The organism is Sandaracinus amylolyticus (genome assembly GCF_021631985.1).
Classification (GTDB): domain Bacteria; phylum Myxococcota_A; class Polyangia; order Polyangiales; family Sandaracinaceae; genus Sandaracinus; species Sandaracinus amylolyticus_A.
On the sequence record NZ_CP070225.1, the window covers coordinates 3,370,689 to 3,390,685 of the forward strand.

At 69.6% G+C, this 19,997-nt stretch carries 16 protein-coding genes; 3 read left to right on the plus strand and 13 right to left on the minus strand.

The features are described 5' to 3' along the window. Positions 1-61: 61 nt before the first annotated feature. From I5071_RS13975 to I5071_RS14035, 13 genes are all read right to left on the minus strand, one after another. A complete protein-coding gene (locus I5071_RS13975) occupies positions 62-589 on the minus strand; it encodes a cytochrome C oxidase subunit IV family protein (protein WP_236605941.1) in 528 nt (175 codons plus the stop codon). A gap of 10 nt (positions 590-599) precedes the next feature. After that, complete coding sequence (locus tag I5071_RS13980) at positions 600-1,301, minus strand: cytochrome c oxidase subunit 3 family protein (protein ID WP_236605942.1); 702 nt, start codon at positions 1,299-1,301, stop codon at positions 600-602. Positions 1,302-1,304: 3 nt separating this feature from the next. Next, entirely contained in the window at positions 1,305-3,011 is a 1,707-nt protein-coding gene (gene ctaD, locus I5071_RS13985; RefSeq protein ID WP_236605943.1) for a cytochrome c oxidase subunit I, read from the minus strand. A 31-nt stretch (positions 3,012-3,042) separates the two neighbouring features. Further along, the gene (locus I5071_RS13990; RefSeq protein ID WP_236605944.1) at positions 3,043-4,080 is read right to left on the minus strand and encodes a cytochrome c oxidase subunit II; all 1,038 of its coding nucleotides are present in this window, start codon (positions 4,078-4,080) and stop codon (positions 3,043-3,045) included. Positions 4,081-4,083: 3 nt separating this feature from the next. Then, positions 4,084-5,028, minus strand: a complete 945-nt coding sequence (locus tag I5071_RS13995) for an SCO family protein (RefSeq protein ID WP_236605945.1) — start codon at positions 5,026-5,028, stop codon at positions 4,084-4,086. A 51-nt stretch (positions 5,029-5,079) separates the two neighbouring features. Next, positions 5,080-5,799 carry a hypothetical protein gene (locus tag I5071_RS14000; protein ID WP_236605946.1) on the minus strand — a complete coding sequence of 240 codons (720 nt, stop codon included), beginning with the start codon at positions 5,797-5,799 and terminating at the stop codon, positions 5,080-5,082. Between the two features lies 1 nt (position 5,800). Continuing rightward, positions 5,801-7,204 carry a hypothetical protein gene (locus I5071_RS14005; RefSeq protein ID WP_236605947.1) on the minus strand — a complete coding sequence of 468 codons (1,404 nt, stop codon included), beginning with the start codon at positions 7,202-7,204 and terminating at the stop codon, positions 5,801-5,803. Further along, the gene (locus I5071_RS14010; protein WP_236605948.1) at positions 7,201-7,839 is read right to left on the minus strand and encodes a c-type cytochrome; all 639 of its coding nucleotides are present in this window, start codon (positions 7,837-7,839) and stop codon (positions 7,201-7,203) included. Before I5071_RS14010 ends, I5071_RS14005 begins: the two co-directional genes overlap by 4 nt. After that, positions 7,839-8,432, minus strand: coding sequence for a DUF3341 domain-containing protein (locus I5071_RS14015; protein ID WP_236605949.1), 594 nt, complete (start codon positions 8,430-8,432; stop codon positions 7,839-7,841). Before I5071_RS14015 ends, I5071_RS14010 begins: the two co-directional genes overlap by 1 nt. Before the next feature lies 1 nt (position 8,433). Then, positions 8,434-9,876, minus strand: coding sequence for an NrfD/PsrC family molybdoenzyme membrane anchor subunit (nrfD, locus tag I5071_RS14020; RefSeq protein ID WP_236605950.1), 1,443 nt, complete (start codon positions 9,874-9,876; stop codon positions 8,434-8,436). Next, entirely contained in the window at positions 9,876-13,103 is a 3,228-nt protein-coding gene (locus I5071_RS14025) for a 4Fe-4S dicluster domain-containing protein (protein ID WP_236605951.1), read from the minus strand. Before I5071_RS14025 ends, nrfD begins: the two co-directional genes overlap by 1 nt. Then, entirely contained in the window at positions 13,100-13,729 is a 630-nt protein-coding gene (locus I5071_RS14030; protein ID WP_236605952.1) for a cytochrome c3 family protein, read from the minus strand. Before I5071_RS14030 ends, I5071_RS14025 begins: the two co-directional genes overlap by 4 nt. Before the next feature lie 411 nt (positions 13,730-14,140). Continuing rightward, the gene (locus I5071_RS14035; RefSeq protein WP_236605953.1) at positions 14,141-14,644 is read right to left on the minus strand and encodes a hypothetical protein; all 504 of its coding nucleotides are present in this window, start codon (positions 14,642-14,644) and stop codon (positions 14,141-14,143) included. Positions 14,645-14,851: 207 nt separating this feature from the next. Here I5071_RS14035 and I5071_RS14040 point away from each other — a divergent pair, with 207 nt between their 5' ends. From I5071_RS14040 to I5071_RS14050, 3 genes are all read left to right on the plus strand, one after another. Then, positions 14,852-16,864 (plus strand): serine/threonine protein kinase, encoded by a 2,013-nt coding sequence (locus I5071_RS14040; protein ID WP_236605954.1) that lies wholly within the window; start codon positions 14,852-14,854, stop codon positions 16,862-16,864. A gap of 221 nt (positions 16,865-17,085) precedes the next feature. Next, positions 17,086-18,354, plus strand: a complete 1,269-nt coding sequence (hisZ, locus tag I5071_RS14045) for an ATP phosphoribosyltransferase regulatory subunit (RefSeq protein ID WP_236605955.1) — start codon at positions 17,086-17,088, stop codon at positions 18,352-18,354. A gap of 27 nt (positions 18,355-18,381) precedes the next feature. Beyond that, positions 18,382-19,662, plus strand: a complete 1,281-nt coding sequence (locus I5071_RS14050; protein ID WP_236605956.1) for an adenylosuccinate synthase — start codon at positions 18,382-18,384, stop codon at positions 19,660-19,662. The last annotated feature ends 335 nt before the right edge of the window (positions 19,663-19,997 follow it).

Sequence of the window (19,997 nt, forward strand, 5' to 3'; positions counted from 1 at the left end):
GAACCGAAGTTCCCGATCGAACGCGGCGGTCCGCTGGCTCATTGCCAGTCTCTAGGGCCGATCAGTGGTGCTCGCCGCTCGGCGTCGCGCCACCTTCCGCGGGCGCGTCGGCCTCGGGCGCGGCGATGCCGAGCTCGGGCTCCTCGCCAGCGATCACGTGATCGATGCCGCCGGGGGCGCGCTCACCGGTGTCGGGGCGGACGTAGACGCCGTTGAACGGGTCGGTCTGCCCGCGATACGCGGTGTCGTTGATCGTGTACGCGAGGAAGATCCCCGCGAAGAGCACCGAGCCGACGAACACCAGCGCGTTGAAGCGGTTGTCGTCCTTGAGGTGCATGAACCACGTGACGACGCACGCGGCCTTGGTCGTCGCGATGAGCATCGCGAGGCCCAGGTTGAACCCGCCCGCGCCCGCCGGGGTGCCGGGGCGGATGAACCCGTCGATGTCGAGATAGCTCGTCGCCACCGTGATGATCGTGAGCGCGATCAGCCCGAGGAAGACGGCCACGTAGAGCTTCACCGGGTGCACGTGGACGTGCACTGCACCCTCGTGATGCGGGTCTTCGGCGTCGTGGAAGTCGGACTTCATGATCAGGCCCTCAGATCAGGTAGAGGAGCGGGAAGAGGTAGATCCAGATGAGATCGACGAGGTGCCAGTACAGCGCAGCGAGGTCGACGGGCGTCCAGTAGTCCTTCGAGAACTCGCCGCGGTTGTTGCGCCACATGATCCACGCGAGGATCCCGATGCCGATCGCGACGTGCAGACCGTGCAGGCCGGTCAGCATGAAGTACACGCCGAAGAACACGTGCGTGTGCGCCGGGAAGAGCGCGTGGCCGTGCTCCATGTGCGGGTGCCAGTACTGACCCGGCAGCAGGCCGTGCTCGATCTTCGTCGAGTACTCGAAGTACTTGATGATCAAGAAGCCGAACGCGCAGAGGATCGTGATGCCGAGGTAGAGGTTGACCTCGTTCTTCTTGCCCAGCTGCGCCGACCGCACCGAGAGCGCGGCGGTGAGCGAGCTGAAGAGCAGCACGATCGTGTTGATGCCGCCCATGATCTTGTCGAGCTGGTGCGACCCGGCGGCGAACGCCTCCGGGTACTGCTGACGGATCACGGCGTAGGCGACGAAGAGACCGCTGAAGAACAGGATCTCCTGCGCGAGGAAGGCCCACATGCCCAGCTTGGCCGCCTCGAACTGCTGGACCGGCATGTCGAAGTGGTGCTGGAGCCACTTCGGGCCGTGGGAGCCGTGCGCGTGCTCGTCGTGCGCCGCGGCGCTCTCGGTGGTCGGGGTCGCCATCGATCAGCCCTCTTCCTTCTCGGTCTTCGCGGTCACGCGCTCGACGCGGTCCTCGGGGAAGCCCGTGTAGAGCTCTTCCTCGGTCGCGAGGTGGTAGTCGTACGGGCCGCGCGTGACGATCGGCGTCTCGTGGAAGTTGTGCGCGATCGGCGGGCTCGACGTCTGCCACTCGAACGCCGCGCTGCCCCACGGGTTCGGCGGGCTCTTCGCGCCGCGCATCAGCGACTGGACGAACATCCAGAGCATGATCACGAACCCGACGCCGAGGATGTACGAGCCGAACGACGAGAAGCCGTGCAGCGGCTGGTACTGGTCGAGGTAGTCGTAGTAGCGGCGCGGCATGCCGTGGCTGCCGAGCAGGAACTGCGTGAAGAACGTGACGTTGAAGCCCGTGAAGACGAGCGCGAACGCGATCTGCGCGAGCCGCTCGTTGTAGAGCTTGCCCGTCATCTTCGGCCACCAGTAGTGCAGGCCGCCGATGAAGCCGAACACCGTGCCGCCGACCATCACGTAGTGGAAGTGCGCGACGACGTAGTAGGTGTCGTGCAGGTGGACGTCGGTGACGATCGTCGCGAGCGGCAGACCGGTCAGACCGCCCACCGTGAAGAGCACGATGAACGCGAGGCCGTAGAGCATCGGCGACTCGAACGAGACCGAGCCCTTGTAGAGCGTCGCGACCCAGTTGAAGACCTTCACGGCCGAGGGGATCGCGACGAGGAAGGTCAGGCCCGAGAACACCATGACGGCGTACTCGCTCATGCCCGCGACGAACATGTGGTGGGCCCACACGAGGAACGCGAGCAGCGCGAGCGCCACCGAGCTCATCGCGACGAACATGTAGCCGAAGATCTTGCGGCGGCTGAAGGTCGCGATGAGCTCGCTGACCACGGCCATGCCGGGCAGGATCATGATGTAGACGGCCGGGTGCGAGTAGAACCAGAAGAAGTGCTGGAAGAGCACCGGGTCGCCGCCGAGGCGCGGGTCGAAGATACCCAGCGTGAGCGCGCGCTCCATGATGAGCAGGAGCAGCGTGATCGCGAGGACCGGCGTCGCGAGCACCTGGATGACGCTCGTCGCGTAGATCGACCACACGAAGAGCGGCAGGCGCTTCCAGTGCAGGCCGGGCGCGCGGAGCTTGTGCACCGTCGCGATGAAGTTGACGCCGGTGAGGATCGACGAGAACCCGAGGATGAACGCGCCGAGCGTCATCGCGATGACGGCGGTGCCGGTCTGCGTCGAGTACGGCGTGTAGAAGGTCCAGCCGGTGTCGACCGCGCTCGTGACGATGCTGAAGAGCGCGAAGATGGCGCCGAACACGTAGATGTAGAACGACGCGAGGTTGAGCCGCGGGAACGCGACGTCCTTCGCGCCGAGCATCAGCGGCAGGAAGAAGTTCCCGAGCGCCGCGGGGATGCTCGGGATGATGAACAGGAACACCATGATCGCGCCGTGGAGCGTGAACGCCTTGTTGTAGGTGTCCGGGTCCACGATCGTGCGGCCGGGCCAGAGCAGCTCGGTGCGCACGATGAGCGCGAAGATGCCGCCCGCGAGGAACGCGGTGAGCACCGCCACGAGGTACATGATGCCGATGCGCTTGTGGTCGAGCGTCATCGCCCACGAGCGGAAGCCGCGCGTCGCGCGGAGGTAGTCCGCGTCGTCGTGCGCGTGATCGTGCGAAGTCGGGTGGGTCGCCCCTGCCTGAGCCGTCATCGTCGTCTCACCTAGGCTGGTACTGCTGAAGTCAGAGCGTCTGCAGGTAGGTCACGAGCGCATCGAGCTGCTGCTCGCTGAACCGGATGTTCGGCATCACGGGGTTGAACCCCTCGACCACCTGAGCGCGCGGCTCGAGGATCGAGTGCCGCACGTAGGCGTCGTCGATCGTCACGGTCGTGCCGTCCTGCAGGCGCTCCTGACGACCGAAGAGACCGTGGAGGTTCGGGCCCGCGAGCTGCGGCGCGCCCTCTTCACGCGCGTGGCACGCGGTGCAGCCCTTCTGCGAGAAGAGCTGCTCGCCCCACTCGGGCGGCGTGCACGGATGATCGCCGCACATCGGGGGCGGCGGGTTCGTGATGAACTCCTGGAAGTCCTCGGGACGCTGCACGAGGATCTGCGCGTACATCGTCGCGTGGCCCGCGTTGTCGCCCCAGCTGCCGCCCGCGCCGCAGTACTCGGTGCAGAAGACCTGGTTGCGGTACCAGACGCGGCGCGCGTCGGGCTGCGAGAGGTCGCCCTCGGGGGTCACGTCGGTGCGCTCGATCGCCTCGAACCACAGCGAGGTGAACATGCCGGGGACCGCGTCGCGCTTGATGCGGTAGTCGGGCACGTAGAACGAGTGCAGCACGTCGGAGGACGACATGATGAGTCGCACCGGCTGCCCCGCGGGCACGTGCAGCTCGTTGTCCTCGGTGATGCCGTTCGGATGCTCGAACTCCCACGCCCACTGACGCGCGCGGACGCGAACGTTGTAGGCGTCGTCGGGCGCGTTCGCCTGGACCATGTACGCCTGGAAGCCCCAGTGGAACATCAGCACCAGCAGGATCAGCGGTGCGAACGTCCAGAAGAGCTCGAGCGCGTTGTGGTGCCCGGTCGGCTCCGACTTCACGCCGGGGCGACGGCGGTACGCCCACATGAAGTACAGCGTCGCGGCGACGATGCCAACGAAGAACACGACGCTGATCCAGAAGATGAAGTCGTAGACCCAGTCGACTTCCGGCGCGAACGTCGAGAGCTGCGGGGGCAGCTGCGTCGTCGGATGGGTGATGTATTCCTGCTCGTCCATCGGTCAGCTCTCTCGCGGGCGCGCAGCCGCGCTCGCGTCGGTCGTCGTAGCTACGTCGGAGATGGAAGGCGCGGCGGTCGACGTCTTCTTCGAGGCACCGCGTCGGCGCTCGCGGCGCCAGAACGTGAAGAGGAACCCGCCGAGGATCAGCACGGTGAGGACGCCGCCGCCGCGCATGATGCGCCACGCGGCGAGGACGTAACGACCGTCGCTGTGATCCCAGCGATAGCAGTAGAGGAGCGTCGCGCGGATCACGCGCTCGGCGGTGGCGAGATGATTTCCCTCGCTCGCCTCCGCGAGGCCGATGCGCACGTCGTTGAACGGAATCTCGAGCCCGTAGAGATATCGCGACGGCACGCCCGAGGGCTGGAGGATCACCATCGCACCGGGATGCGCGAACTGCTGCGTGCGCTCGTCCCAGTGGTAGCGATAGCCGACGGCGTCGGCGACGCGTCGGATCTCCTGCTCGGTGCCGCCGAGGAAGTGCCAGCCGCGCTGCGCTTCGTCGCGACCGTAGCGGCCGAGGATGCGCGCACGCGCATCACGCAGCGTGTCGCCCTGCGTGTCGCGCGGGTCGATGCTCAGCGTGACGACGTCGTACTCGACGCCCGCGGTCCATGGCTGCTGCTGGAGCTGATCCGCGAACGCGCGGAGCGCCATGTCGCAGAAGCTCGCGCACTGGTGATAGACGAGCGTGAGCACGACCGGACGCTCGCCGTCGAAGAAGTCGCCGAGACGAACGCGGCGCCCTTCGTGATCGACGAACACCGAGTCCATCGGGACCGCGCGCTCGAACTGCTCGTCGACACCCACGCCGGGGATCTCGTCGGGCACGGTGCCCGCCGGGATCTCGGGACGAATCGGCGCCGTCTGGGCGTGCGCGATCGAGCTGCTCGCTCCGAAGAGGAGCGGCAGCAGCGCGATCGCAGCGGCCAGGCGGGTCGACATCGTTCGAGTGGGTCTCGGGTTCTGGGAGCACTCAGTCGGCGCGGAAAGGAATCACTCGGTCGCGGGCGGGGCCTCGGCGGGCGGCGCCGCGCCCTCGGCCGGCGCGGCCGCGGGACGAGGACGACGCGCGCGCGCCGGAGCCGCAGGCGCGGCCTCGGCGGGAGCGGCCTCGGCAGCGGGCGCCGCACCTTCCGCGGCCGGCGCAGCCGCGCCCTCCGCAGGAGCCGCACCTTCGGCAGGCGCTGCACCTTCCGCCGGAGCCGCGCCCTCGGCAGGCGCTGCACCTTCGGCCGGCGCAGTGCCGGGCTCGCCTTCGGCGGGCGCCGCCTCGACGGGCGGTGCCTCCGGCGCAGGCGCCGCGGCCGGCGCGAGCGCCGCCGGGAGCTCGCGCGGAAGCTGCTGCCAGCCGCGAAGCGGATCGAGATCCGACGACTCGGTCGGACGGATCAGCGGGAACGCGCCGCGTCCACGCCGACCGAGCTCGGCGATCGCGCGGTCGACCGGCATCGCACCACCGCGCAGCGCTTCCTGCTGCGACTCGCGGTACTCCGCGAGCTCGGCGGTCGTGCGGCTCTCCACGATGTTCTCGCGGCGCCGATCACGCCGGCTGACGTCCATGTACGAGTCGAACACGTACTTGAGGCCGATCAGCGTGATCACCGCGAGCACGGTGTACGTGAAGATCACGCGGTTCCGCGGCGGCGTGTCGTCGGGACGCGGGCGGTGCGTGGCCGGCGTCGCGTGAGCCGGCGTCGTGTCTTCGTGCGCCATGTCAGTGGACCTCGAGGTGGATCGAGCGCTCGAGCCGCGGGTCGCCCACCGGGATCAGCGGATGCCGACCCATCAGCAGGAAGACCACCGTGAGATAGATGCCGCCGACCGCGAAGAGCGCCGCGAGATCGACCCAGTGCACCGAGAGCTCACCGGGGCTCACGTAGGGCATCACGAGCCAGAAGATCTCGACGACGTGCGTCACCAGGAGCCACGCCGCACCGAACGCGAGGATCGGAGTGCGTCGCTTGATGTTGCGCGACATCAGCAGGAAGAAGGGCACGATGAAGTGCGCGACGCACATCACGAGCGAGAACGTGCGCCAGCCGCCTTCCCAGCGGATGTGATAGTACGTCGTCTCCTCGGGGATCGACGCGTACCAGATCAGCATGTACTGCGAGAAGCTGATGTACGCCCAGAACACGAGGAAGCCGAAGAGCAGCTTGCCCACGTCGTGGAAGTGCTCGGTCGTCACCGCGTCGCCGAACGCGCCCGACTGCTTCAGGCCGTAGAGCGTCAGCACCAGCGTCGCGAGGCTCGAGACCACGCTGACCGCGAAGTACTGCACGCCGAAGATGGTCGAGAACCACGTCGGCTCGAGCGACATCATCCAGTCGAACGCCGCGAACGTGAGCGTCAGACCGAACGCGAAGGTCGCGGCCGGCGCGAGCGACTCCATGCGCTGAGTGAGCGTGAGGTCGCCCTTCGCGGTGTCCTGCTTCGTCGAGCGCGAGAAGAAGAAGAACGCGAGCAGCGCCCAGACGATGCCGTAGAAGATCGCGCGGCCGATGAAGAACGGCTGGTTCAGGTACGCGAGCTTGCTGCGGATGACGTCGGCGTGGGCCGCGTGGTGCGGGTCGTGGTGCGCGACGCCGCCGTGACCACCCGCTTCGCCGTGACCACCCTCGGCCTCGGCGTGCCCGTGCTCCTGCGCGCTCGCGACCGACGCGCCGATCAGGCTCTCGCCGTGTTCCTCACCGTGAGCACCGTGCTCGTCACCGTGGGGCGCCGCGTGCTGCGACTCGCGCCAGTACTCCATCCACGGGTAGAGCTCGTCCATCTGCGCGAGGATCGGCAGCGCGAGGATCGCCATGACGGGCAGGCCCATCATGAAGAACTCGGCGGTGCGGCGGAGGCTCACGCCCCACCCTGCGCCCGTCAGGTGCTGACCGAGCACGAAGAAGAGCGAGCCCAGCGCGATGGCGAGGAACGTCATCACCGCGAAGAGCCACGAGAACGCGAAGCGATGCGGATCGCTCGTCCACCCGACGATGCTCGCGACGAGCCCGAGGCCGCCGAGCGCAGCGCTCAGCTTCCACGCGTTCGCCCACGCACCCTCGCGCGGGAGGCGGTAGGTCGGCTTGGCCGGCGGCTCACCGCCGGTCTTCTTCTTCGCGGCGCTCATCGAACGGTCTCCGTCGTGTCCTGCGCGGGCGCGAGCGCTGCGGTGCGCGCGTCCGCCTGGCTGAGCTGGAGCGCGCGGACGTACGCGACGATCGCCCAGCGATCCGCGACCGGAACCTGCGCGCGATACGCGGGCATCGTGCGGATGCCGTTGGTGATCGTCGCGTAGATCTGACCGTCGGGCGCGTGGCGCAGTCGGTCGTCGTGGAGGTTCGCGGCGGCGAACGTCGCGCCGATCGCCTCGGCGCGCTGCGTGATCATGCCGCGCCCGTCACCCGTGTACGCGTGACAGGGGCTGCAGTAGACGTCGTAGCGCGTGTGGCCGCGCTCGAGCAGCGCGTCGAGACCACCCGCGCCGCGCACGACGTCCTCGGGGATCGTCATCACGTAGCCGCCCGCGTCGTCGACGCCCTCGGCCACCGCGGGATCGATCACCATCTCACGCGCGATCGTGCCCTCGACCGGCTGGCGCATCGTGCGCCCGTCCTCGAAGTAGCGCGATGCCTCCTGCGCGTCGTAGCGCGGCATCTCGTGCATGCCGCGGAGCGGTACGATCGGCGGCTCCGACGAGGTCTGGCCGCGGCACGCGCCCAGAGCGAGCACCAGGCCCGCAGCGGCGAGCATCCGGCGAGACATCACGCTTCCTCCTGGATCAGCTCGAGGTGCGAGGCGCCGAGCGCTTCGAGCAGCGCGCGGGTGTCCTCGAGATCGAACTTCTCGTCCGCCGCTTCGATCGAGATGAAGAAGCGGTCGTCGCTCGCGCGATCGAAACGGTCCGAATAGAAGACCGGGTGGTGGTGGCGCGGGAGCTGGTTGAGCCCGAGCATCCCGAACACCGCGCCGAACGCGCTGAGCAGGATGGTGAGCTCGAACATCACCGGCACCATCGACGGGAACGCGTCCGCCGGCTTGCCGCCGATGATGAGCGGATAGTCGAGCCCGTTCGTCCAGTAGATGAGCGAGAACGCGACCGCGCAGCCGGTGAGACCGCACGCGAGCACGATCCACCCGAGCTTCGAGTCGGGCATGCCCATCGCCCTGTCCATCCCGTGCACCGGGAACGGCGTGTGGACGTCCCAGCGCTTGTAGCCGGCGTCACGCACCTTCTCGGCGGCCTTCATGACCTTGCCGGGGGTCTCGAACTCGGCGAGGTAGAGGAGCGGACGCTTCTGCGTCACGCGCTTCGACTCGCGATAGCTGTCGTCGTCGTGATCGTGATCGGATGCCATCTCAGGCCTCCCCGGTCTTCATCACCGCGGGACCGCGCACCGCGGGGGCGTGCTCGTGCTCGTCGTGGTCGTGGTCCTCCGCGTGCGGATCGGCCTGCGGAAGGACCATCTTCACCTCGGCGATCGCGATCATCGGGATCCACCGGATGAAGAGCAGGAAGAGCGTGAAGAAGAGGCCGATCGACCCGAGGTACGTCGTCCAGTCGACGAGCGTGGGCGAGAAGTTGCCCCAGGAGCTCGGCAGGTAATCGCGGTGCAGCGTCGTCACGATGATGACGAAGCGCTCGAACCACATACCGATGTTGACGAGGATCGATGCGACGAACATCCACGGCAGGTTCGTGCGCAGCGAGCGGAACCAGTAGGTCTGCGGCACGAGCACGTTGCACGTGATCATCGACCAGTACGCCCACCAGTAATCGCCGAACGCGCGATTGAGGAAGACGTACCGCTCGTACGGATTGCCCGAGTACCAAGCGATGAAGAACTCCATCGCGTACGCGTATCCGACGAGGCTGCCGGTCGTGAGGATGATCTTGTTCATCATCTCGAGGTGCCGCATCTGCACGAGGTCGTGCAGCTTGAACACCGTGCGAGCGATGAGCAGGAGCGTCATGACCATCGCGAAGCCGCTGAACACGGCGCCGGCGACGAAGTACGGCGGGAAGATCGTCGTGTGCCAGCCGGGCTCGACCGAGGTCGCGAAGTCGAACGAAACGACCGAGTGGACCGAGAGGACCAGCGGAGTCGAGATCGCCGCGAGGATCAGATACGCGCGCTCGTAGTTCGACCAGTGGCGATTGCTGCCGCGCCAGCCGAGCGCGAGGAATCCGTACGCGAGCTGTCGGACCTTGTTCTTCGTCCGATCACGCAGCGTCGCGAAGTCCGGAATCAGACCGACGTACCAGAACAGCAGAGAGACGGTGAAGTACGTCGAGACGGCGAACACGTCCCACAGCAGCGGGGACTTGAAGTTCGGCCAGACGTTCATCCCGTTCGGGATCGGCAGCGGATAGTAGATGTGCCAGGGACGACCGGTGTGGATCGTCGGGAACATCAGGGCGCAGATGACTGCGAAGATCGTCATCGCTTCGGAGAAGCGGTTGATCGCAGTGCGCCAGTACTGCCGGAACAGGAAGAGGACGGCGGAGATCAGCGTGCCGGCGTGACCGATACCGATCCACCAGACGAAGTTCGTGATGTCCCAGGCCCACGCGACGGGGCTGTTGTTGCCCCACACGCCGATGCCGGTCCACAGCAGGTACGCCAGCGTCGCGCCGAGCACGCCGGTGATCGAGACCGCGATGCCGAAGAGGATCCACCATCCTCGCGGCGCCTTCGTCTCGGTCACTCGACTGACGATCTCGGTCACGTCGTGGAACGACGTGCCCGGAGTCGCGAGGTAGCCCTCGCCGAGCTCCTTGATGGGCTTGCTCCCAGCCATCAGACCATCTCCGGGTTCGGGTTCCGGATGCGACCCGCATAGGTCGTCCGGGGCTGCGTGCCGACGTCGGCCAGCACCTTGTACTGGCGATCCACGTGCGCCCAACGCGTCACTTCCGCGTCGGAGTCGTTGAGGTCACCGAAGAAGATCGCGTTGCTCGGGCACGCCTGCGCGCACGCGGTGATCAGCTCGCCGCGACGGATGCGGCGACCCTCGTTGTGCGCGTGGATGCGCACCGACTCGATGCGCTGGATGCAGTACGTGCACTTCTCCATCACGCCGCGCATACGGACGCTGACGTTCGGATTGAACTGCATGCGCTGCAGCTCCGGCACGTCACCGGCGTACGCGAGGTAGTTGAAGCGACGGACCTTGTACGGGCAGTTGTTCGCGCAGTAGCGCGTTCCGATGCACCGGTTGTAGGCCATCTCGTTGATGCCCTCGGGCGAGTGCACCGTCGCGTTGACGGGGCAGACGTTCTCGCAGGGGGCCTCTTCGCAGTGCTGGCAGGCCATCGGCTGGAACGCGACCTCGAGGTGGTCCTCGTCGACCACGTCGTAGACGGTGTCGCGCCCCGCCCACGTCGGGATCTCGCGCTCCGTGAAGTAGCGATCGATGCGCAGCCAGTGCATCTCGCGACCGCGCGCGACCTGCTCCTTGCCGACCATCGGGATGTTGTTCTCGGCGATGCACGCGATCACGCACGCGTTGCAGCCGGTGCACGTCGTGAGGTCGATCGTCATGCCCCACGCGTGACGCGGCGGGGCGTCCTCGGCGGCCTGACGACCCTCGGGCAGCAGCGACCAGCTCGTGCCGCCCTGCGCGGGCGGCTGCGGCTGCGTGTAGTCGACCTCGTCCCACAGCGGCGGCGTGGTCGGCGTCGGGATGCCCCACTGACCGAAGTCGGGCTGCGCGATGTACTCCTCGACCGTCGCGTCGATCGCGAGCGGGCGGCCTTCCATCGAGTGGTGCTCCTGCTGGAGCGAGAGCGGCGCGCGACGGCCTGCGCGCGACACGCGGTAGCCCGCGCCGAACCAGAAGGTCTCGGTGTGGCGCGCGGGCGTGACGTCGACGCCGTGGTCGTTCGCGAACGTGCCGCCACGCGTACGGCCCCAGCCGAGCGAGAGCACGACCGCGCGATCCGCGGTGCCGGGCACGATCACGACCGGGATCTCGATCGCCTCGACGCCGTCGCGCTCGATGCGCACGACATCGCCGTTGCGCACGCCGAGCTGGCGGGCCGAGCCCCACGAGACGAGCGCGGCGTTGTCCCAGCTGACCTTCGAGATCGGATCCGGGAGCTCGAGGAGCCAGGCGTTGTTCGCCCAGCGGCCGTCGAGGAGCTTGTTGTCCGGGACGAACGAGACTTCCCAGCTCGACTCGCCGAGCTCCGCGCGCTGACCCGCGCCCTGCTGCACGGCCTGCGAGACGGTCGCGCCGTTCGGCGCCGCGTCACGCGCGAGCGTCGTGGGCGAGCCCGCGACCACACCGCGCTGCAGCGCCGCGCGCCACGCGCGATCGAACGCGTCACCGGGCGCGACCTGCGCGAACGTGCGGCGCACCGCGTGGTACGCGCGCCAGCTGCGCTCGCCCGACGCGAAGCCGACGACCTCGATCGCGTTGCGTCCGCCGCGGAGCGGCGCGATCAGCGGCTGCTGGATCGCGTACGCGCCATCGAGCGCGCGGTGGTCGCCCCAGCTCTCGAGCTCGTGCGTCTGCGGCAGGTACCAGTCGCAGAGGATCGAGGTCTCGTTGTCGTGCGACGAGAGGTGGATCTTGTTCGCGACACCCGCGAGCGCGTCGCCGAACGCGACGTCGTGCGGCGCGTCGTAGACCGGATTGCCGCCGAGCATCACGAGCGTGCTCACGCGGTTCGCGCCCATGTCGGCGACGAGCGCGCGCAGATCCGCGATCGGATCCTGCTGCTCCGCATCGAGCACCTCGTGCAGCGCGATCGTCTGCCCGAGGTTGTCGAGCGCCGCGTTGAGCGCGTGCGCGAGCGCGTGCACCCACGCGGGCTGGCGCGCGCCGACGACGATCGCCGAGCGACCACGGTTGCGCGCGAGGTCGCGCGCGATGGCCTCGACGTTCACGCCCTCGAGCGCCGCGGGCTCACCGAGCCCGCCCTGCACCGTCGAGACGTCCACGCCCGCCGCGCCCAGCGCACGAGCGAGCGCGCGCGCGAACACGCCGACGTCCTGCGACGGCATGCGGATGCGGTGATCCGCGTTCGCGCCGGTCACCGAGACGCCCGACTCCACGACGTAGAGGCGGTTCATCTCGCGCGCGCCTTCCGCGTTCATGAAGCGGCGGCCGTCGGCGAAGAGGTGCTGGAAGCGCGGATTGCCGCTCTCGGTCAGCAGGAAGTCGCTGTCGAGCGAGACGATCACGCGAGCGCGCGAGTAGTCCGGCACCGTGTGGAGCGGACGCCCGTACGCGATGCGCGCGCCCTCGAGCGCGTTCCAGTCGGAGACCGGCGAGTACGAGTGGAAGCGCGCCTGGGGGAAGCGACGCGCGAGCGCCTGCTTCGCCGCGACGAGCGTCGGCGACGTCGTCGGCTCCATCAGGAAGCGGAGGCCCTCGCCCGCGCTCGCCTCGAGCCCGCGGAGGTGCTCCCCGAAGAACTCGTCGAAGTCACCCCACGACGAGACCGCGCGCTCGTCGCCCGCGCCACGCATCACGTGGGCGCCGCGGTCCATGTCGTAGAGGTTGAGGATCTGCGCCTGCGTCTGCAGGTCGGTGCCGCCGTGCTGCGGGCCGCCCGCGTCGTCGGCGCCGGGGTGGCTGCCCGAGTGCAGCGCGTTGCCCTCGATCTTCGTCGGGCGCCCCTCGTGCGACTCGACGATCACGCCGATCACGTCGCTGCGGCGCGGCAGCACCGTCGCGTAGTGGAGCGGCACGCCGGGCGAGACGTACTCGGGCTGGCGCGTGTACGGCAGGATGTGCTCGACGGGACGGCGCGCACAGCCGCTCATCGCAGCCGCAGCCGCGGCCGCGCCCGAGAGCGTGAGGAACTGGCGTCGATTGACGCCATCCTTGCTCTCGCTCGAGTCGGCGCTCTTCTTCCCGATCGTGATCAGGTCGCTCTTGTCGACCTGCACGCCGGGCTCGCTCGCCGCGAGCTCCTCGAAGCGCTTCGGGTCCAGGCGCTCCTCGATGCTGCGCCACGCGAGCGGCGCGCCCTTCGGGAGAGCGTTGGAGTGGGTGATCGCAGGACGCTTGCTCATCGGTGGCACCCCGAACAGGTCTCCGGCGGCAGCGCGTAGCGGGCGTACTCGATCTCCTCGCCCTCCTCGCGCTCCCACGCCATGTTCGTGATCTCGCTGACCGGCCGGAGGTTCGGCTCGGGGTTGCGGTGACAGTCGAGACACCAGCTCATCGAGAGCGGCGTCTGGTTCGTCACCACTTCCATCTGATCGATGCGGCCGTGGCACGTGGCGCAGCCGACACCGATGCTCAGGTGGATCGAGTGATCGAAGTACGCGTGGTCCGGGAGGTTGTGGACGCGCACCCACTCGATCGGCTGGCCCGTCTCCCAGCTCTCGCGCACCGGCGCGAGCGCCGCGGACTCGGTGCGCACCACCGAGTGGCAGCCCATGCAGGTCTGCGTCGGCGGGATCATCGCCTCGGGCGACCGCTCCACGTTCGCGTGGCAGTAGCGGCAGTCCATCCCGAGCTGGCCCGCGTGCAGGCGATGGCTGAAGGGCACCGGCTGGACCGGGGCGTAGCCGACCTGCGTGTTCCAGTACGAGAAGTAGTAGGCGACGATGAACGTCACCACGCCGCCGCCGACCGCGAGCGCCACCGCGGCGACCAGGGGCAGCAGGTTGAGGGACCTCGGGAATATCTGCATGTCGCGCTCGTTCGCCCCTCGACTCGGGGCTCAGCGGACCGCTGCCGCGGCCGCTCCTGGCTGGCTGGAGGGGAGCTGGCTGGAGGGAAGCCGAGAGCGCGCCACTACCGGTCGGCGGGCGAGCTCCTTAGGAAAGAAGCTCTTCACGAAGGAAGAGCCGGAGTGTCCTCGGCGGACACGATGTCGAAGCGGGAGTCACTCGCTGCGCGAGGGAATCCCTTCTCCGCGAGAGCGCCACTGCATCAGAGGCGGTCTCGGGAGAGCGATGTCGGAGAGGCGGTCTCTGCGAACAGCCCCACGAAGCCCGGAAATACACCGGTCGTCGTGGATGCCGTGCCTCGGGGTCCTCGGGGCGGCCGCTATATACGCGGAGCGCGGACGACGCACAACCGAGATCGAGGCAGTTTGCCCTCAGGGCGCGTCCGACAGAACTCTGGACACCTCCTCCGCATGCGTGGGGCAGTCGCGCGCCAGCACGCGCAAGTGCACTCTTCCGCGCCCGTCGTTCGTGCGTGCGATGACCGCAGCCGGGGAGATCTCGACCGCTCCGCCGCGCGCTTCGTCCGCATCGGGAGGTAGCTCGGCGCGGATCGCGACCAGCATCCCGTTGTGGAATTCGAAGCGCGTCTCGCGATCGAGCGACGCGCTCGGACCGCGGATCAGCGTCATGTCCGGCCCGACGATCTCGGTGCGCCAGCTCGCCTGCGCGCCCTCGTCGAAGCGCTCGCGGACCTGGTCCGCCGTCATCCCGAGCCGGGCTCCGCGCAGGCTCGCCGCCGTCTCGTCCGAGCCCTGAAGCATCGACGAGATCAGCGCGAAGAGCGCGAGCATCGCAGGCACGAGGACGATCAGCGGGTACCACCAGCTCCACCCCTTCTCGGGCTCGTTCCTGTGGTCGGGAGGACGCGAAGACATCGTTCGCAGCGTCCTCGGGGCGGGGGGCTAGGGTCTCGCCGCGCCGAGGTCAATGCCGTGTCGGGAGCCGAGGGAATTCGCGACGTTCCGAGCGCGACGGCGCTCCGATCTACTTGCGGGCCCCGGTTCGTCAAGAGCTCCTGCGCGAACGGCGGGGTCGGCAGAAACCGCAGCGGAACGAGGCGCGAAGGGACTAGAGTTGCGCGCGTGAGGATCAGCCGGCCGCCTCCGCCGCCGCCCGCGCCGCCCCCCCACAGCCGGTTCGGGCCCTACACGCTCGCGGATCGCATCGCGGTCGGCGGGATGGCGGAGGTCTTCCGTGCGCACGAGCCCCGCGCGGTGGGCGATCCGCGCGTCGTGGTGGTGAAGCGGATGCTGCCCGCGCTCGCGAGCGAAGCGGGGGCTCGCGCGATGTTCGAAGAAGAAGCGCGCCTCGGCGGGCTCGTCGAGCACGACAACGTGGTGCGCGTGCTGGGCTTCGGTGACGAAGCGGGGCAGCCCTATCTCGCGCTCGAGTACGTGCCGGGGCTCGACCTGTGGAGGCTCGCGCGCTGGCTCACACGCCAGGGGCGCACCCTCGGGACCGAGCTCGCGGTGTTCGTGATCCGCGAGCTGCTCGCGGGGCTCCACGCCGTGCACGAGACGCACGACCACGACGGTCGTCCGCTCGGGCTCGTGCATCGCGACGTGAGCCCGTCGAACGTGCTGCTCTCGGTGCACGGCGACGTGAAGCTCGGGGACTTCGGGATCGCCCAGGCGCTGCTGCGCGAGTCGTATCCGCAGGCGACGCTGACCGAGCGCGCGAAGGGCAAGCTCGGCTATCTCGCGCCCGAGCAGGTGCGCGGGCTCGCGGCGGATCGCCGCGCCGACGTGTTCGCGGCGGCGGTGATCGCGGCGGAGCTGCTGATGGGGCGACCGCTCTTCGCGGGCGGCTCGGAGCTCGCGGTGCTGCTGGCGATCCGCGACGGCGATCTGCGCGCGTTCGAGGAGCACGGCGCGGGTCTGCCCGAGGGTCTGCGTGCCGCGGTCGTGGCCGCGCTCGCCTCCGATCCCGACGCGCGCACCGTGACGGCCGCGATCCTGCGCGACGCGCTCGCGCCCTACGAGGTCGGCCCGGTGAGCGCGCTGCGCGCGCAGCTCGCGGGGCTCGTCAGCGAGGCGCACGGCGCGCGCAAGCCGTCGGGCGCGTACCAGCCCGCGGTGCGCGGCCCGAAGACCGCGCCGCCCGGCGACGAGGACGCCGAAGCGCCCGCGACGCGCGACGCGCCCGAGCTCGCGTACTTCGTGCGAACGAGCGACGGACGCACCGAGGGCCCGCTCTCGTACGCGAAGCTCGTGGAGGCGATCGCGACGCGCCGCTTCGGGCTCACCGACGCGATCGCGCTGCAAGGAGGCGCGTTCGCGTCGCTCGCTTCGCACCCCGATCTCGTGCGTCACCTGCCGACGTCGAGCCTCAGCGATCGCACCGCGCGCCAGGAGCCGGTGCGCGAGCCCGATCGCGCGTGGTCGCTCGAGGACGGCTCGGTCGTCGGCGTGATGACGAGCGTCGTGCTCGCGCGCGAGACGGGCCTGCTCCTCTGCGAGCAGGGCGGCGTGCGCAAGGAGATCTACCTGAGCAACGGCGTGCCCGAGTTCGTCACCTCGAACCTCGCGACCGAGCTGCTCGGTGAGTTCCTCGTCGCGCGCGGGGTGATCTCGCGCGGCGAGCTCGACATGGCGCTCGCGGTGATGCCGCGCTTCGAGGGACGCCTCGGCGACACGCTCACCGCGCTCGGGCTCGTCGAGCCGGTGCATCTCTTCCGGCAGATCGCGGCGCAGGTGCAGGAGAAGCTGCTCGAGCTCTTCACCTGGACGTCGGGGCGCGCGACGTTGTGGCGAGGCGTGGCACGACCGCAGAGCGGGTTCCCGCTCGGGCTCGATCCCTGGCGCATCGTGATGGACGGGATCGATCGCCGGCTCGCGCAGGGCATGGACGATCCGCTCGCGGCGCATCGCGGCAAGTGGGTCGTCGCGTCGGGGCCGAACGATCTGGAGCTCGCGCGCCTGCCGCTCTCGGCGCGCTCTGCGTACCGTCGCGCGGCGCAGCCCGTGCCGATCGTCGAGCTCGATCGCGCGCTGAGCGATCCGAGCGGTCGGGACGCGCGCGCGGGACGTCGCGCGATCGCGCTGCTCCTCGCGATCGGCGCGCTCTCGACGACCGATGGGCCCGGCGCTTCTTGACGAGGATCCCCCCCGCTGATAACCCCCGCCCGGAGCCGACGGCCGTGGGCGCGCGATCGCAGACGTCACGAGGTCCTCGCGATCGCGAAACGCTGGCCGGTTCGCGGACTGATCGCCGCGAGGTTTCGCCGCAGAACAAGGCCGATCCGGCCCCGCGGCGTACCCGCGAGCACGCGCCCGCACCGGCGCGCTCGACGCTCCCGCTCGCGCCGCCCGCGGGCATGCGCGACCTGCTCCCGCCCGATGCGAGCGCGCGCAAGCGCCTCGCACGCGCGGTGTCCGACTCGTTCGCGCGCTACGGCTACGAGCTCGTCACGACGCCGATGTTCGAGCACGCCGACGTGATCGAGCGCGGCCTCGACACCGTCGATCGGCGCGAGCTGCTGCGCTTCGTCGACTCCGACACCGGCGAGATCGCGCTGCTGCGTCCCGACATCACGCCGCAGATCGCGCGCGTGGTCGCGACGCGCCTCGCCGATCGACCGGCGCCGTATCGGCTCGCGTACGAGGGCAGCGTGTTCCGTCGTCGTCGCGGTCGCGCGCGCCGACAGCGGCAGATCGCGCAGGCGGGCGTCGAGTGCATCGGGCTCTCGGGGCCGGGCGCGGACGTCGAGGTGATCGAGCTCGCGTCGCGCACGCTCGAGGGCCTCGGTCTCGTCGCGCATCGCATCGAGCTCGGGCTCTCGCCGGTCGCGCGCACCGTGCTCACGACCGTGCCCGAGGCGCTGCGCGGTGAAGCGGCGGACGCGCTCTCGCGCAAGGATCGCAGCGCGCTCGAGGCGCTCGCGCAGCGCGCCGGGCTGCGCGGTCGCGCCCGCACGACGCTCTGCGAGATGGTCGATCTGTGGGGCGGGCGCGAGGTGCTCGACGCCGCGCGCAAGCTCTTCCCGGGACGCGACGCAGCGGCGCGGCTCGATGCGCTCGCCGACGTGCACGCGCAGCTCGTGACGCGCGGGCTGCGCGATCGTCTGGTGCTCGATCTCGGTGAGGTGCGCGGCTTCGGTTACTACACCGGGCCGAGCTTCACGCTGCTCGCGGAAGGGCCGGGCGAGGCGCTGGGCGGTGGCGGGCGCTACGACGATCTGCTCGCGCGCTTCGGTGCGCCCTTCCCTGCGACCGGCTTCGGGCTCGATCTCGATCACCTGGAGTGGGCGCTCGCCGCCGCGGGCGCGCGCATCGACGACGTGGGGCCGCTCCGCGTCGCGATGCGTGGCGCCGATGCGCGCAAGTTGGGCGAGCTCGCGGATGCGCTGCGCAGCGCCGGGCTCGTCGTGGCGACGCTCCCGGAGTCGGGCGACGACGGCGCGGCGCTCGCGTTCGCGCGGGCATGGGGCTACGACGTGGTGGTCTCGGTCTCGGCGCGTGCGGCCAGCGCGTGTCGGGCGCGGGACGGAGCGACTCGGAAGATCGCGCTGGGCCAATCGGGGCGTGGCGTGGCAGCCGACGAAGCGTCTGCGTTCGAACGTTGGGCGCGAGAGACGCGCGGGTAAGTACGACCCGCGAGCCGAGGAGAGCCGATGGCGATGGTCGTGGTGGTCGGCGCCCAGTGGGGCGACGAGGGCAAGGGCAAGGTCGTCGATCGATTGACCGCGCAGGCCGACGTCGTCGTGCGCTACGGGGGCGGCGCGAACGCGGGCCACACGCTCGTCGTCGGCGGCGAGAAGGTCGTGCTGCGTCTGATTCCGTCGGGCGCGCTCCACGCGAAGGCCAAGTGCGTGCTCGGCCCGGGCGTCGTGATCGATCCCGAGGTGCTCGTGCAGGAGATCGCGACGCTTCGCGCGCGTGGTCTCTTCGGCGAAGGACGCCTGTTGATCTCGGATCGCGCGCACGTCGTGATGCCGCACCACGCGACGATCGACACGCTTCGCGAGAACGGCCCGGGGGCGATCGGCACCACGAAGCGCGGCATCGGCCCGGCCTACGAGGACAAGGCGGGACGCCGCGGCATTCGCATGGCGGACCTGCTCGATCCCGCGCGCTTCCGCGAGCGGCTCGAGGCGAACCTCGAGTCGTGGCGCCCGGTGATCGTCGCGCTCGGCGGCGAGGTGCCGTCGATCGACGAGATCGTGAAGCGCTATGGCGAGCTCGCGAAGGAGCTCGCGCCGCACGTGGGCGATGCGAGCGCCGCGCTCGCCGAGGCGCGCGAGCAGGGCAAGCACGTCCTGCTCGAGGGCGCGCAGGGCACGATGCTCGATCTCGATCACGGCACGTTCCCGTTCGTGACGAGCTCGACGGTGATCTCGGGCGGCGCGTGCGCCGGCGCGGGCATCGCCCCGACGCACATCGATCGCGTCATGGGCATCACCAAGGCGTACACGACGCGCGTCGGCGGCGGGCCCTTCCCCACCGAGCTCCACGGCGACGCGGGCGAGGCGCTGCGCAAGGCGGGCAACGAGTACGGCGCGGTCACGGGACGCCCTCGTCGCTGCGGCTGGCTCGACATCGCGGTGCTGCGCCACGCAGTGCGCGTGAACGGCATCAGCGAGCTCGCGGTGACGAAGCTCGACGTGCTCTCGGGCCTGCCGAAGATCGCGCTCGGCGTCGCGTACGAGCTCGACGGCAAGCGCATCGACTTCCCGCCGCCGAACCGCCTCGCGGACGTGAAGCCGATCTACGAGGAGCTCGAGGGCTGGAGCGGCGATCTCTCGACGTGCCGCTCGGTGGACGATCTGCCGGCGTCGGTGCGCACGTACCTGCGCCGCATCGAGGAGCTCACGGGCGCGCGCGTCACGATGATGGGCGTCGGCGCCGATCGGGAGCACACGATCGAGATCGACACGCCGTTCCGCCCGCGCTGAGCGGCGCCGCGCTTCCCAGAGCCGTGTGAGGCGCGTGAACAGCCACCCGGACGCTTCCGGGTGGCTGTTTGCGTCCGCGAACACCCACCCGCGCGCTTCCGGGTGAGTGTTTGCGTCCTCGAACACCCACCTGCGCGCTTCCGGGTGAGTGTTTGCGTCCTCGAACACCCACCCGCGCGCTTCCGAGTGGCTGTTCGCGTCCTCGAACACCCACCCGCACGCTTCCGGGTGGCTGTTCGCGTCCTCGAACACCCACCCGCACGATCCCTGGCGGCCCGCGATAGCTCACGCGATACGCGACGTCAGCGCACGACGACCGCCGACGGAACGACGAA

Coding starts and splice junctions, on each gene's coding strand:
- I5071_RS13995 (WP_236605945.1), bottom strand. CDS start 5,028: ATGTCGACCCGCCTGGCCGCTGCGATCGCGCTGCTGCCGCTCCTCTTC.
- nrfD (WP_236605950.1), bottom strand. CDS start 9,876: ATGGCTGGGAGCAAGCCCATCAAGGAGCTCGGCGAGGGCTACCTCGCG.
- I5071_RS13990 (WP_236605944.1), bottom strand. CDS start 4,080: ATGGACGAGCAGGAATACATCACCCATCCGACGACGCAGCTGCCCCCG.
- I5071_RS13980 (WP_236605942.1), bottom strand. CDS start 1,301: ATGGCGACCCCGACCACCGAGAGCGCCGCGGCGCACGACGAGCACGCG.
- I5071_RS14005 (WP_236605947.1), bottom strand. CDS start 7,204: ATGAGCGCCGCGAAGAAGAAGACCGGCGGTGAGCCGCCGGCCAAGCCG.
- hisZ (WP_236605955.1), top strand. CDS start 17,086: ATGCGCGACCTGCTCCCGCCCGATGCGAGCGCGCGCAAGCGCCTCGCA.
- I5071_RS14030 (WP_236605952.1), bottom strand. CDS start 13,729: ATGCAGATATTCCCGAGGTCCCTCAACCTGCTGCCCCTGGTCGCCGCG.
- I5071_RS13975 (WP_236605941.1), bottom strand. CDS start 589: ATGAAGTCCGACTTCCACGACGCCGAAGACCCGCATCACGAGGGTGCA.
- I5071_RS14035 (WP_236605953.1), bottom strand. CDS start 14,644: ATGTCTTCGCGTCCTCCCGACCACAGGAACGAGCCCGAGAAGGGGTGG.
- I5071_RS14025 (WP_236605951.1), bottom strand. CDS start 13,103: ATGAGCAAGCGTCCTGCGATCACCCACTCCAACGCTCTCCCGAAGGGC.
- I5071_RS14010 (WP_236605948.1), bottom strand. CDS start 7,839: ATGTCTCGCCGGATGCTCGCCGCTGCGGGCCTGGTGCTCGCTCTGGGC.
- I5071_RS14000 (WP_236605946.1), bottom strand. CDS start 5,799: ATGGCGCACGAAGACACGACGCCGGCTCACGCGACGCCGGCCACGCAC.
- I5071_RS14015 (WP_236605949.1), bottom strand. CDS start 8,432: ATGGCATCCGATCACGATCACGACGACGACAGCTATCGCGAGTCGAAG.
- I5071_RS14050 (WP_236605956.1), top strand. CDS start 18,382: ATGGCGATGGTCGTGGTGGTCGGCGCCCAGTGGGGCGACGAGGGCAAG.
- ctaD (WP_236605943.1), bottom strand. CDS start 3,011: ATGACGGCTCAGGCAGGGGCGACCCACCCGACTTCGCACGATCACGCG.